Consider the following 12,842-nt stretch of genomic DNA (forward strand, 5'->3'; position numbering starts at 1 on the left):
GGTTGGGGACGGGGGTTCGCGGCTGTCGTCACCGGGTTGCCGTGCGGGCTGCGGCTGTTGGGGGGCGTTGGCTCTGCTTGCGGGGGCTGTGGCGGAGAGCCGTTCTGCGGAAAAACGGTTCCGGGGCCCCCTGTCCGGTCATGGGAAGCTATGGACGGTAGATCGTCGCTGGTAGGCGCTCCGCGCGGGGCGGGCGCCATGCGGACGGGTGGGAGTGCGGCAGCGCAGATGGGACTGGCACGTCAAAGGGCGCGGCAGGTGTGGGACCGTTTCGTCGCATCCGACCCGGGGCTGATCCGGCTGATGGCCGGACTGCGTACCGTCGCGTCGATCGTGCTGACCCTCGCGGTGCTGGTCGCCTTCCAGATCCCGGTGAGCCTGCTGGTCGCGGGTGCGATGGCGGCCATGGTCGCGACGTTCGCGATCAGCGAGCCGCTGCCCAGGGACCAGGCGGTCACCCTCGCCTGGGGGCTGCCCACCGCGTTCGCCGCGATGTCCCTCGGCACTCTGCTGAACCACTACGTGATCATCGGCGACCTGTTCTTCGTCGCGCTGATCTTCGCCGCCGTCTACGCCCGCCGGTTCGGCGATCGCGGTACCTCGCTCGGACTGATCGGCTTCCAGGTCTACTTCGTCTCGCTGTTCGTGCACGCCCACGTCGGCATGCTGCCGCAGTTGTACGGAGTGCTGTTCGCCGCGTTCTGCTGCGCGGCGGTCGCGCGGTTCGCACTGGTGCGGGCCACCCCGGAGTTCACGCTGCAACGGCTGCGCCGGGCGTTTCGGGCCCGGCTGGCCCAAGTGGTGGACGCCCAGACGGCGTTGGTCGGCGAGAGCTCACCGGAGAAGCTGGACAGGGCGGTTGACAATCTGCGGCGGCAGACCGCGAGGCTCCACGAGTGCGCCCTGATGATCCAGGGGCGGCTGGAGGACGGCACTCGCGACGCCGCCTCCGCCGCGCTGGTGCAACGCCGGATCGCCGACGCCGAGATCGCGGCCGAGCGGCTCGGCGTACTGCTGCTGAAGGCCCGGGCCTTCGACGACGCCGACACCCTCACCCTGCACCTGCCGGACGCCCCCGCGCTGGACGCGCCCGCGAAAGCGCCGGTGGAGGACGAGACGACCCGGCGGCTCCGCCGCGACCTGGCGGGACTGCACCTGCTGATCACCCGGCTCTACCCGCAGGACCGCGGCACCGGGCTGGCCGTGGTCCGCAACCGCCTGCTGGACTACCGGGAGGACGAGAACCTGCCGCGCGCCTCGCTCGCCGTACAGGACGCGTTCCGCGGCATCGGTGAGGCGGCGCGCTCGGTGCTGGGCCTGCGGCTGGCGCTGGACGGGCCGCAGGACGAGGCGGACGACAGCCCGGAGGCCACCCGTTCCCGCGAGGAGTTCGACGCGGAGGACGTGGCCATCAGCCGGGAGGAGGAGCCGGAGGAGGAACTGACCGGGCTGCAACGGCCCACCACCCGGGCGGCGTTCCAGGTGGGCATCGGTTCGGCGCTGGCCATCGTCGGCGGTGAGTTCCTGTCCAGCCAGCGCTGGTACTGGGCGGTGCTGACCTGCTGGGTCGTCTTCCTCAACACCTCCTCGACCGGCGAGATCCTGGTCAAGGGCTACCGGCGGGTGCTGGGCACGGTCATCGGCGTGATCGCCGGTGTGCTGCTCGCCGGACTGGTCGGCCACCACACCTGGACCGCGTTCGCCCTGGTACTGCTCTGCGTGTTCGGCGCGTTCTTCACCGCGCCGCTGTCGTACGTGCTGATGTCGTTCTTCCTCACCGCGATGCTGGGCCTGCTCTACACGCTGTTGAGCACCTACAGCATCGCCGTGCTGGAACTGCGCATCGAGGAGACCGTGTTGGGCGCCGCCTGCGGCATGATCGCCGCGCTGTTCGTGCTGCCGGTACGTACCCACCACCACACCGACCGGCAGTTGCGGGAGGTGCTGGACAAGCTCGCCGAGGTCAGCTCGGCCGCGGTCGAGCAGCTCAGCGGCGGTCCCGCGGCCGATCTGCTCGACATAGCACGGGAGTTGGACACCGCGCTGGACAACCTGCGGCGCTCCACCCGGCCGTTGACGCACCCGATCACCCCGCTGCGGGTGCGCCGCCGGACCGCACGCTATCTGGTGGCGCTGCTGGAGACCTGCGCGTACCACGCGCGCAGTCTGGCGGCCACCGCCGAACTCGTGCCCAGCAGCACCCGTATCGCCGCCGACCCGCGACTGGAGCGGGCCGGGCGGCGCATCCGGCGCAACATCGACGTGCTCATCGAGCACCTGGAGGACGAGGACGCCAGCAGCGAGGTGGAGTCCGGTGCGAGCGTGGCCTCCATGCTGGAGGGGCCGGAGGCGGTCGGGCCGAAGCCCGGCTCGGTGACGTTCCGGGTGCTACGGCATCTGCACCGGCTGCACGAAGGCGTGGTGGGCCTCGCCCGGCCGCTGGGCGTCCCGGTCGCCGAGACCCGCGAGCGCAGCGGCAAGGCGGCCCAGGGCCTGTCCGGCGTGTCCTGATCGGCTTGCCGCTGGTTCGGCACCGCCGGGCTCCGCCGCGGGGGCTGCCCGCCGTCGCGGCGGGATTTCGGTGGGCGGGATCCGGGCGCTACCCGCCAAGGACCGCGCGGAGTTGGTCCAGGCCCCAGTCCAGGTCCTCCTTGGAGATCACCAGGGGCGGGGCGATGCGGATCGTCGCGCCGTGAGTGTCCTTGACCAGGACGCCGCGTTCCATCAGCGCCTCCGACACCTCGCGGCCCGAGCCGTGGCCGGGGGCGATGTCCACACCGGCCCACAGGCCCCGGCCGCGTACCGCCTCCACCGCTCCGCCGCCCACCAGCGCGCCCAGCTCCCGGTGCAGATGCGCTCCCAACTCGGTGGCGCGCCGCTGGAATTCACCGGTGCGCAGCATCGCGATGACCTCCAACGCCACCGCGCAGGCCAGCGGGTTGCCGCCGAACGTCGAACCGTGCTCGCCCGGCCGGTACACCCCGAGCACGGCGTTCGACGACACCACGGCGGAGACCGGCACCACGCCGCCGCCGAGCGCCTTGCCCAGCACGTACATGTCCGGTACGACGCCCTCGTGTTCGCACGCGAAGGTGCGGCCGGTGCGGCCGAGGCCGGACTGGATCTCGTCGGCGATGAACAGTACGTTCCGCTGCGCGGTGATCCGGCGCACCTCGGCCAGGTAGCCGGGCGGCGGTACCAGCACTCCGGCCTCGCCCTGGATCGGCTCCAGCAGTACGGCCACCGTCCGGTCGTCCACCGCCGCCTCCATCGCGGCCACGTCGCCGTAGGGGACGATCTCGAAGCCGGGGGTGTACGGACCGTAGTCCCGGCGGGCCTCCTCGTCGGTGGAGAAGCTGATGATCGTGGTGGTGCGGCCGTGGAAGTTGTCGGCGGCCACCACGATCTTCGCCTGGCCGTCGGGGACGCCCTTGACCCGGTAACCCCACTTGCGCGCGGTCTTGACCGCGGTCTCCACGGCCTCGGCGCCGGTGTTCATCGGCAGGACCATCTCCATGCCGCACAAGTCCGCCAATTCGGTGCAGAACGCGGCGAACTGGTCGTGGTGGAACGCGCGGGAGGTGAGGGTGACGCGGTCCAACTGGGCCTTGGCCGCGTCGATCAACCGCTGGTTGCGGTGGCCGAAGTTGAGCGCGGAGTACCCGGCGAGCATGTCGAGGTAGCGACGGCCCTCGACGTCGGTCATCCACGCGCCTTCCGCTGTCGAGACGACGACGGGCAACGGGTGGTAGTTGTGCGCGCTGTGCGCATCGGCTTCCCGGATCAGCTCGGAGGAAGTGGCGTGGGTGGTCATGTACGGGGCACTCCGTTTCTCGTCGCACGACTACACGTCGAGGCAGCTTGCCGCCTCAAGTGTGCGGCGCGGAACCCCTACCGGGGGGTTCGGTTCGTCGGGTTGGTACCGCCGGGGCCACGCCGTGGGGGTCGCTCGCCGTCGCGGCGGATCTTCTTGTCGCCGTCTGCCCGGCGAGCACCCCCGAAGATCTCGCCCCGCTCCGCGATAGGCTCTGAACGGGCCGTGACTGGCGCGCTGGGATGGGAATGACCATCGGGGAGCGGCTCGGGGAGTAACAGGGAGCCGTGCGCCTGGGCCGTCCGTAACGCAGAGCTGTCCGTACGCCCTCAGGAGAGTCCCATGGCCGCAGAGCCGACCGCCGAGACGATCGCCTACCGCTCCGCCCTGGAGGTGATCGGCGGCGTCGAGCCGCGGGTCGCCGACGCCATCCGCGCCGAGATCGCCGACCAGCGCGAGTCCCTCAAGCTCATCGCCAGCGAGAACTACGCCTCCCCGGCGGTGCTGCTGGCCATGGGCAACTGGCTCAGCGACAAGTACGCCGAGGGCACCGTCGGCCGCCGCTTCTACGCGGGCTGCCGCAACGTCGACACGGTGGAGGCGCTCGCCGCCGAGCACGCCCGCGAGGTCTTCGGCGCCGCGCACGCCTACGTACAGCCGCACTCCGGCATCGACGCCAACCTGGTGGCCTTCTGGGCGGTGCTCTCCCAGCGGGTGGAGAGCCCGGCGCTTCAGAAGGCGGGCGTCCGGCACGTCAACGACCTCACCGAGCAGGACTGGGCGACGCTCCGCCGTGAGCTGGGCGACCAGCGGATGCTGGGCATGTCGCTGGACGCGGGCGGCCACCTCACGCACGGCTTCCGCCCCAACATCTCCGGCAAGATGTTCGACCAGCGCTCCTACGGCACCGACCCGGCCACCGGCCTGGTCGACTACGACGCGCTGCGGGAGAGCGCCCGCGAGTTCCGCCCGCTGATCATCGTCGCCGGGTACTCCGCGTACCCGCGGCTGGTGAACTTCCGGATCATGCGGGAGATCGCCGACGAGGTCGGCGCGACGCTGATGGTCGACATGGCGCACTTCGCGGGCCTGGTCGCGGGCAAGGTGCTCACCGGCGACTTCGACCCGGTACCGCACGCCCAGATCGTCACCACGACCACCCACAAGTCGCTGCGCGGCCCGCGCGGCGGCATGGTGCTGTGCGACTCCGAGCTGGCCGAGCACGTCGACCGCGGCTGCCCGATGGTGCTCGGCGGCCCGCTGCCGCACGTGATGGCCGCCAAGGCGGTGGCGCTGGCCGAGTCCCGGCAGCCCGGCTTCCGGGACTACGCGCAGCGCATCGTCGACAACGCCCAGGCGCTCGCCGAGGGCCTGCTCAAGCGCGGCGCCCGCCTGGTCACCGGCGGCACCGACAACCACCTGGTGCTGCTGGACGTCTCCGGCTACGGCCTCACCGGCCGCCAGGCCGAGGCGGCGCTGCTGGACAGCGGCATCGTCACCAACCGCAACTCCATCCCGCAGGACCCCAACGGCGCCTGGTACACCTCCGGCGTCCGGCTCGGCACACCCGCGCTGACCACCCGTGGCCTGGGCACCGCCGAGATGGACGAGATCGCCGAGCTGATCGACACCGTGCTGGCCGCCACCGCGCCCGGCACCGGCGCGGACGGCAAGCCGTCCAAGGCCAAGTACACGCTGGACGCGGCCGTGGCCCAGCGGGTCGAGGGCAAGGCGAGCGACCTGCTCGCCGGGTTCCCGCTCTACCCGGGCATCGACCTGAGCTGACGGCGCACCGCCGGAGGGCGCGCGGGGTGCCCGGCCTTGACGGCGCGCCGTCGCAGGACGCGCGGGGGTGCCTGGCCGCTCCGCCGACCTGAGACAATGAGGGCATGGCCTCCCGACCTCGTGTGCTCTCCGGCATCCAGCCCACCGCGGGCTCGTTCCACCTCGGCAACTACCTCGGCGCGGTACGCCAGTGGGTGGCGCTGCAGGAAACCCACGACGCGTTCTACATGGTCGTGGACCTGCACGCGATCACCGTGCCGCAGGATCCGAAGGAGCTGCGCGCCAACACCCGGCTCGCCGCCGCCCAGCTGCTGGCGGCCGGGCTCGACCCGGAGCGCTGCACGCTGTTCGTGCAGAGCCATGTGCCCGAGCACGCCCAGCTCGGCTGGGTGATGAACTGCCTGACCGGCTTCGGCGAGGCGTCCCGGATGACGCAGTTCAAGGACAAGTCCGCCAAGCAGGGCGCCGAGCGCACCACCGTGGGCCTGTTCACCTACCCGATCCTGCAGGTCGCCGACATCCTGCTGTACCAGGCCGACGCGGTGCCGGTCGGTGAGGACCAGCGCCAGCACATCGAGCTGACCCGGGACCTGGCCGAGCGGTTCAACACCCGTTACGCGCCGACGTTCACCGTCCCCGAGCCGTACATCGTCAAGGAGACGGCGAGGATCTACGACCTCCAGGACCCGACGGTCAAGATGAGCAAGTCGGCGTCCTCGCCCAAGGGCCTGGTCAACCTGCTGGACGACCCGAAGGCGTCGGCGAAGAAGTTCAAGAGCGCGGTGACCGACACCGACACGGTGATCCGCTACGACGCCGAGAACAAGCCGGGCGTCAGCAACCTGCTGACCATCTACTCCACGCTCACCGCCACCTCCGTCGCGGAGCTGGAGGAGCGCTACGCGGGCAAGGGCTACGGCGCCCTGAAGACCGACCTGGCCGAGGTCTTCGTGGACTGGGTCACACCGTTCCGCGCCCGCACCGAGGAATACTTGGACGATCCGGAGACGTTGGACTCTGTTCTCGCCAAGGGCGCCGAGAAGGCCCGGACGGTGGCGGCGGAGACCCTGGCCACCGTCTACGACCGGATCGGATTCGTTCCGGCCAAGCACTGAGCGACGGCGCGCCTTATCCTCCAGATCTTCCGCGGATCCGACGGTTCGAAAGGGGTGTGCGCATGGGGACCAGCACGATCGGTGTGTCCATCGCGGTCCCGGAGCCGTACGGCAGTCTGCTCCAGGAGCGCCGGGCGGGGTTCGGGGACCTGGCGGCCCACGCCATCCCCACGCACATCACGCTGCTGCCGCCCACCGAGGTCGACGCCGCCGCGCTGCCCGGCTTCCGGCGGCACCTGGCGGAGGTGGCCGAGTCCAGCCGGGCCTTTCCGCTGCGGCTGGACGGCACGGACTCCTTCCGTCCGCTGTCGCCGGTGGTGTACGTACGGCTCGCCGAGGGCGCGGTGGACTGCTCGCTGCTGCAGGAACGGGTGCGGTCCGGGCCGGTGGCCCGGGAGCTGCAGTTCCCATACCACCCGCATGTGACGGTGGCGCACGGCATCGAGGACGAGGCGATGGACCGCGCCCAGCGGGAGCTGGCGGGCTTCACCGCGCACTGGACGGTCAGCGAGTTCTCACTCTACGAGCAGGGTGAGGACGGCGTGTGGCGCTCGATGGGCGACTACCCTTTCGGCCGCCCGGGCACGACCGCGGCCGTGCCTGCGCAGACGGCCCACCTGGATGGGGACCCGCTGCGCGCGTAGCGTGAGCGCTTTATCACACGATGTGGAGAAAGCCGCGTATTTCACGGAACGTGGCGCCACGCCCGGCTCCGTGCGATTCGCCGCGAATGGCCTACGGCCCCGCCGCCAACCGGTGGATGTCCCCCTTTCCAGTTTCCAGTGGATCGCGGACGGGCAGGTGTGCGGCCGGTCACCGAGGGTAGGCGCCGATCATGGACTGGTTGACACGGCTGCCCGTCGTCGGTCCGTGGATCGCCCGCGGCATGCGGACGCACGCCTGGCGCGCCTTCGAGCACGCGCAGCGGGCACAGTGGACCCGGCTGGCCGCGGCCATAACCTTCATCAGCTTCATCGCGCTGTTCCCGCTGCTCACCTTGGGCGCGGCGATCGGCGCCGCGGTACTGACCAACAGCCAGCTGCACACCTACGAACTGAAGCTCAGCCAGCAGGTGCCGGGCCTGTCCAAGCAGTTCGACATCGCCACCCTGGCCGCCAACGCGGGCACCGTCAGCGTGGTGGCGGGCGTCGCCCTGCTGCTGGCCGGTATCGGCTGGGTCGACCAGCTGCGCGGCTGCCTACGGGCCATCTGGGGCCGCGACCAGGAGTCGGTCAACTGGCTGCTGCGCAAGGCCAAGGACGCCGGGGTGCTGGCCGGGCTGGGCGCGGTGGGCCTGTTCTCGCTGACCGTGTCGACGTTCGCCACCAGCGCGGTGGGCTGGACCGCCCGGCAGATCGGGCTGGGCTCCAGCGGTGCGGGCAGCGTGCTGCTGACCGTCATCGGGTACTGCGTCGCCGTACTCGCCGACGTCCTGCTGCTGGTGTACCTGCTGACCTGGCTACCGGGCGTCAGGCCCGCCCGGCGCTCGGTCGTCGTGGCGGGCCTGCTCGGCGCGGTCGGCCTGGAGATCCTCAAGGTGGCGCTCAGCGGCTATCTGCAGGGCGTGGCCACCAAGAGCATGTACGGCACGTTCGGCACCCCGGTCGCGCTGCTGCTGTGGATCAACTTCATGGCGAAGCTGCTGCTGTACTGCGCGGCCTGGACCGCCACCGCCACCAGCGCACCGTCGGCCGTCGAGCGGCCGAACGGTTCCGGGGCGGCCCCCGACGCCGCCCCGGAACCGCCCGCTACGACTCCCCGCGCCGCTTCGGCAGCGGCCAGCGCTTCCGCACCACCAGCGCCACACCACCCAGCACCGCCAGGGCGCCGGCGGTGATCCCGGCCGCCATCGCCGCACCGCCGGAGCCCGAGCCGGGCGCGGCCGCCGCGGACGCCGAGGCGTTGCCGCCCTTGGCGCCCTCGGTGCGGCCACCGGACGCGGACTGGGCGCTCTTCGGCGCCACCAGCGTGCCGACCGGCTTGACCTTGCCCGCGGCCTGGAAGCCCCAGTCGAGCAGGGCGGCGGTCTCCTTGTAGACCATGTTGTCGCCAGAAGCCGGGTGCATCACGGTGACCAGCAGCTTCACCCCGTCGTGGTCGGCGACGCCGGTGAAGGTGTTGCCCGCGTTGGTGGTGAACCCGTTCTTCACGCCCGCCAGGCCCGGATACGGCTTGACCCCGTCGATACCGCTGAGCAGCCGGTCGGTGTTCTGGATGCCGAACGTCTCCCGTTCCTTGGTGCCTTTCTTGAAGTCACCGGGGAACTGGGCGCTCGCCGTTGAGCAGTACTCGCGGAAGTCCGCGTTCTGCAGCCCGGCGCGGGCGAACAGCGACAGGTCGTACGCCGAGGAGACCTGACCCGGCATGTCGTAGCCGTCAGGGCTGACCACATGGGTGTCGTTGGCCTGTAGGTCCTTGGCGCGCTCCTGCATCTCGTGGACCGTCTTGTCCACGCCGCCGTTCATCGCGGCCAGCACGTGCACCGCGTCGTTGCCCGAGCGCAGGAACACCCCGCGCCACAGGTCCTGCACGGTGTACGGCAGGTTCTCCTTGATCCCGACCATGCTGCTGCCATCCCCTATTCCCGCCATGTCCTGCGGGGTGACGGTATGCGTCAGGTTCCTGGGGAACTTGGTGATCAGGGTGTCCGCGAACAGCATCTTCAGCGTGCTCGCGGGGGCCAGCGGCCAGTGCGCGTTGTGCGAGGCCAGTACCTCGCCGGTCTCCGCGTCGGAGACGATCCACGCACGGGCCGAGATCTTCGGTAGCGGGGGCACACCTGAGGTGAGGTCGACCTGGGTGCCCGACTGGGCGAGCCGGTCACCACCGATGGTTGACATGTTCTCGGGCGGCCGCGGCTCCTCCGGCTGCTGGGGCGTCCTGGCCGGTTGCCCCGGGTGGGGCGCGGCGGACGCGGCGGTAGCGGCCGGAAACAGCGCGGTGCCCACCAGGGCGGCGGCACACACGGTCAGCGCGGGACGGCGCAGGGCCTGACGATTCGTGAGCACCAACCGAACGTACAGGGAGATAGCGGAAGATCGGTCATCGCCGAGATGACCCGGAGGGGTGAGGAGTGACACGGCTGCCAGGGGGAACCGCTGGCGGCAGTCGGGCGTCTTCACCTCCCAACCATTTGTCAACGCGGCATGCCCAGCACCCCGGCTGTCGTAGCCGGTTGAGCAGTACCCCGGCTGACCGCCGCCGGTTGATGCCGTTTCATACTGAAGGCATGAAGCTCACTCGCCGCGCCTCCTGGTTCCTCACCGCCTTCGGCGTGTGGAGCTGGTGCATCTGGATCACCTTCGTCAAGAACCTGTGGGCCGACGCCAGCGGTCTGGCGTTCCACAACGGCCAGCCCACCGCCTACTTCTGGGTGCACCTGCTGCTCGCCATCACCTCGTTCCTCCTCGGCACCGCCGTCGGCGTCCTGGGCCTGCGCGGTCTGCGGGCGCTGCGCACCGAGGTGCGGCGCGCGTAGCCCCCGCACCTGCGTGCGCGGTACGTGTGCGCGGCGAGCACCGGCAAAGCGAAGGTCCCGTTCCCGGGCTGGGAACGGGACCTTCGTCCGTTGGGAGCGGGACCTTCGCCCCGTCAGGTCAGAACCGGCGCGTGATCAGCGCCCGCTTGACCTCCTGGATGGCCTTGGTCACCTCGATACCGCGCGGGCAGGCGTCCGTGCAGTTGAAGGTGGTGCGGCAACGCCACACGCCTTCCTTGTCGTTGAGGATCTCAAGCCGCTGCTCGCCGCCCTCGTCACGCGAGTCGAAGATGAAGCGGTGCGCGTTGACGATGGCCGCCGGTCCGAAGTACTGGCCGTCGTTCCAGAACACCGGGCAGGACGACGTGCACGCGGCGCACAGGATGCACTTGGTGGTGTCGTCGAAGCGCTCCCGGTCCTCGGCGGACTGGCGGCGCTCGCGGGTCGGCTCGTTGCCCTTGGTGATCAGGAACGGCATCACGTCCCGGTAGGCCTGGAAGAACGGCTCCATGTCGACCACGAGGTCCTTCAGGACCGCCATGCCCTTGATGGGCTCGATCGTGATCGGCTTCTCCGGGTTGATGTCCTTCAGCAGAGTCTTGCACGCCAGCCGGTTGCGGCCGTTGATGCGCATCGCGTCCGAGCCGCAGATGCCGTGCGCGCAGGAGCGGCGGAAGGTCAGCGAACCGTCGATCTCCCACTTGACCTTGTGGAGGGCGTCAAGGACGCGCTCCTTGGGGTCCATCTCCAGCTGGTAGTCGACCCACGAGACCTCGTCGGAGACCTCGGGGTTGAACCGGCGGACCCGCAGCGTGACGGTGATCGTCTCGAACGCGCTGTTCTCGGCCGCGTCCAGGGCGGCGGAGTGCTTGTCCAGCGTAGGGGTGCTCATCAGTACTTACGCTCCATCGGCTGGTAGCGGGTCTGGACGACCGGCTTGTAGTCGAGGCGGATCGACTCGGTGCCGTCCTCGCCAACCTCGCGGTACGCCATGGTGTGCCGCATGAAGTTGACGTCGTCACGGTTCGGGTAGTCCTCGCGGTAGTGACCGCCGCGGGACTCCTTGCGGGCCAGCGCGGAGACGGCCAGCACCTCGGCCAGGTCGAGCAGGTTGCCCAGCTCGATGGCCTCCAGCAGGTCGGTGTTGTACCGCTTGCCCTTGTCCTGGACGCTGACGTTCTTGTAGCGCTGCTTCAGCTCGGCGATGTCCTCGACGGCCTGCTTCAGCGTCTGCTCGGTGCGGAACACCATGGCGTTGGTGTCCATGGTCTCCTGCAGCGCCTTGCGGATCTCGGCCACCCGCTCGTTGCCAGTGGACTCGCGCAGCGACTCGACCTGGCTGACCACGAGCTCGGACGGGTTCTCCGGCAACTCGACGAAGTCGTTCTCAGCTGCGAACTTCGCGGCGGCGATGCCCGCCCGGCGGCCGAACACGTTGATGTCCAGCAGGGAGTTGGTGCCCAGCCGGTTGGCGCCGTGCACCGAGACGCACGCCACCTCGCCCGCCGCGTACAGGCCCGGCACGACGGTCGTGTTGTCCGCCAGCACCTCGCCCTGGACGTTGGTCGGGATGCCGCCCATCGCGTAGTGCGCGGTCGGCTGGATCGGCACCGGGTCGGTGTACGGCTCGATGCCGAGGTAGGTGCGGGCGAACTCGGTGATGTCCGGCAGCTTGGCGTCCAGCTGCTCCGGCGGCAGGTGGGTCAGGTCCAGGTAGACGTGGTCGCCCTCGGGGCCGCAGCCGCGGCCCTCGCGGATCTCGGTGTAGATCGCGCGGGAGACCACGTCACGCGAGGCCAGGTCCTTCATGACGGGCGCGTACTTCTCCATGAAGCGCTCGCCGTCCTTGTTGCGCAGGATGCCGCCCTCACCACGGGCACCCTCGGTGAGCAGGATGCCCATCCGCCAGATGCCGGTCGGGTGGAACTGGAAGAACTCCATGTCCTCCAGCGGCAGTCCGCGCCGGTAGGCGACCGCCTGGCCGTCACCGGTGAGGGTGTGCGCGTTGGAGGTCACCTTGAAGAACTTGCCGGTGCCACCGGAGGCGAACACCACGGCCTTCGCCTGGAAGACGTGGATCTCGCCGGTGGCCAGCTCGTAGGCCACCACACCGGCGGTGCGCTTGACGCCGTCCACCTCGGTGAGCAGCAGGTCGAGCACGTAGAACTCGTTGAAGAACTCCACGCCCTCCTTGACACAGTTCTGGTACAGCGTCTGGAGGATCATGTGGCCGGTGCGGTCGGCCGCGTAGCAGGCGCGGCGCACCGCGGCCTCGCCGTGGTTGCGGGTGTGGCCGCCGAAGCGGCGCTGGTCGATGGTGCCGTTCGGGGTCCGGTTGAACGGCAGGCCCATCTTCTCCAGGTCGAGGACCGCGTCGATGGCCTCCTTCGCCAGGATCTCGGCGGCGTCCTGGTCGACCAGGTAGTCACCGCCCTTGATCGTGTCGAAGGTGTGCCACTCCCAGTTGTCCTCCTCGACGTTGGCGAGGGCGGCGGCCATACCGCCCTGCGCGGCGCCGGTGTGGGAGCGGGTCGGGTAGAGCTTGGTCAGCACGGCGGTACGGCTGCGCTTGGTCGCCTCGATGGCCGCGCGCATGCCGGCGCCGCCGGCGCCGACGATGACGGTGTCGTACTTGTGGATCTGCATCGCG

Annotated in this window: 10 protein-coding genes and 1 riboswitch; of the genes, 6 read left to right on the forward strand and 4 right to left on the reverse strand. The window is 70.2% G+C overall.

Going from position 1 to position 12,842, the window contains the following annotated elements:
• Positions 1 to 228: 228 nt before the first annotated feature.
• On the forward strand, positions 229 to 2,511 hold the full coding sequence (locus tag NON19_RS26455) for an FUSC family protein (protein ID WP_255931603.1): 2,283 nt from the start codon (positions 229 to 231) through the stop codon (positions 2,509 to 2,511).
• Positions 2,512 to 2,599: 88 nt separating this feature from the next.
• Here the strand turns inward: NON19_RS26455 and rocD are convergent, their stop codons facing one another.
• Positions 2,600 to 3,814, reverse strand: a complete 1,215-nt coding sequence (gene rocD / locus NON19_RS26460; protein ID WP_255931604.1) for an ornithine--oxo-acid transaminase — start codon at positions 3,812 to 3,814, stop codon at positions 2,600 to 2,602.
• 215 nt (positions 3,815 to 4,029) lie between these two features.
• Positions 4,030 to 4,120: riboswitch (ZMP/ZTP riboswitch) on the forward strand.
• A 36-nt stretch (positions 4,121 to 4,156) separates the two neighbouring features.
• On the opposite strand from rocD, the gene NON19_RS26465 reads away from it, so the two are divergent.
• The 4 genes from NON19_RS26465 to NON19_RS26480 all read left to right on the forward strand — a co-directional run bounded on the left by NON19_RS26465 (position 4,157) and on the right by NON19_RS26480 (position 8,551).
• Complete coding sequence (locus tag NON19_RS26465; protein WP_255931606.1) at positions 4,157 to 5,599, forward strand: glycine hydroxymethyltransferase; 1,443 nt, start codon at positions 4,157 to 4,159, stop codon at positions 5,597 to 5,599.
• A 104-nt stretch (positions 5,600 to 5,703) separates the two neighbouring features.
• Positions 5,704 to 6,714 carry a tryptophan--tRNA ligase gene (gene trpS / locus NON19_RS26470; protein ID WP_255931607.1) on the forward strand — a complete coding sequence of 337 codons (1,011 nt, stop codon included), beginning with the start codon at positions 5,704 to 5,706 and terminating at the stop codon, positions 6,712 to 6,714.
• A gap of 62 nt (positions 6,715 to 6,776) precedes the next feature.
• A complete protein-coding gene (locus NON19_RS26475; RefSeq protein ID WP_255931609.1) occupies positions 6,777 to 7,358 on the forward strand; it encodes a 2'-5' RNA ligase family protein in 582 nt (193 codons plus the stop codon).
• Positions 7,359 to 7,549: 191 nt separating this feature from the next.
• Positions 7,550 to 8,551 (forward strand): YihY/virulence factor BrkB family protein, encoded by a 1,002-nt coding sequence (locus NON19_RS26480; protein WP_255931610.1) that lies wholly within the window; start codon positions 7,550 to 7,552, stop codon positions 8,549 to 8,551.
• Here NON19_RS26480 and NON19_RS26485 read toward each other — a convergent pair.
• On the reverse strand, positions 8,463 to 9,722 hold the full coding sequence (locus NON19_RS26485) for a D-alanyl-D-alanine carboxypeptidase family protein (protein ID WP_372514292.1): 1,260 nt from the start codon (positions 9,720 to 9,722) through the stop codon (positions 8,463 to 8,465). The two genes, NON19_RS26480 and NON19_RS26485, sit on opposite strands and share 89 nt — an antisense overlap.
• Positions 9,723 to 9,943: 221 nt before the next feature.
• Between NON19_RS26485 and NON19_RS26490 the strand changes: the two genes are divergently transcribed.
• Positions 9,944 to 10,192, forward strand: coding sequence for an SCO4848 family membrane protein (locus NON19_RS26490; RefSeq protein ID WP_255931613.1), 249 nt, complete (start codon positions 9,944 to 9,946; stop codon positions 10,190 to 10,192).
• A gap of 118 nt (positions 10,193 to 10,310) precedes the next feature.
• Here the strand turns inward: NON19_RS26490 and NON19_RS26495 are convergent, their stop codons facing one another.
• Positions 10,311 to 11,084 carry a succinate dehydrogenase iron-sulfur subunit gene (locus tag NON19_RS26495; protein WP_255931614.1) on the reverse strand — a complete coding sequence of 258 codons (774 nt, stop codon included), beginning with the start codon at positions 11,082 to 11,084 and terminating at the stop codon, positions 10,311 to 10,313.
• Positions 11,084 to 12,838 (reverse strand): succinate dehydrogenase flavoprotein subunit, encoded by a 1,755-nt coding sequence (sdhA, locus tag NON19_RS26500; RefSeq protein ID WP_255931615.1) that lies wholly within the window; start codon positions 12,836 to 12,838, stop codon positions 11,084 to 11,086. The genes NON19_RS26495 and sdhA overlap by 1 nt, the downstream gene beginning before the upstream one ends.
• Positions 12,839 to 12,842: the final 4 nt, after the last annotated feature.

Origin of the sequence: Streptantibioticus rubrisoli (assembly GCF_024436055.1) — a bacterium.
Taxonomy (GTDB): domain Bacteria; phylum Actinomycetota; class Actinomycetes; order Streptomycetales; family Streptomycetaceae; genus Streptantibioticus_A; species Streptantibioticus_A rubrisoli.

Coding starts and splice junctions, on each gene's coding strand:
- rocD (WP_255931604.1), bottom strand. CDS start 3,814: ATGACCACCCACGCCACTTCCTCCGAGCTGATCCGGGAAGCCGATGCG.
- NON19_RS26475 (WP_255931609.1), top strand. CDS start 6,777: ATGGGGACCAGCACGATCGGTGTGTCCATCGCGGTCCCGGAGCCGTAC.
- NON19_RS26495 (WP_255931614.1), bottom strand. CDS start 11,084: ATGAGCACCCCTACGCTGGACAAGCACTCCGCCGCCCTGGACGCGGCC.
- NON19_RS26490 (WP_255931613.1), top strand. CDS start 9,944: ATGAAGCTCACTCGCCGCGCCTCCTGGTTCCTCACCGCCTTCGGCGTG.
- NON19_RS26480 (WP_255931610.1), top strand. CDS start 7,550: ATGGACTGGTTGACACGGCTGCCCGTCGTCGGTCCGTGGATCGCCCGC.
- sdhA (WP_255931615.1), bottom strand. CDS start 12,838: ATGCAGATCCACAAGTACGACACCGTCATCGTCGGCGCCGGCGGCGCC.
- trpS (WP_255931607.1), top strand. CDS start 5,704: ATGGCCTCCCGACCTCGTGTGCTCTCCGGCATCCAGCCCACCGCGGGC.
- NON19_RS26455 (WP_255931603.1), top strand. CDS start 229: ATGGGACTGGCACGTCAAAGGGCGCGGCAGGTGTGGGACCGTTTCGTC.
- NON19_RS26465 (WP_255931606.1), top strand. CDS start 4,157: ATGGCCGCAGAGCCGACCGCCGAGACGATCGCCTACCGCTCCGCCCTG.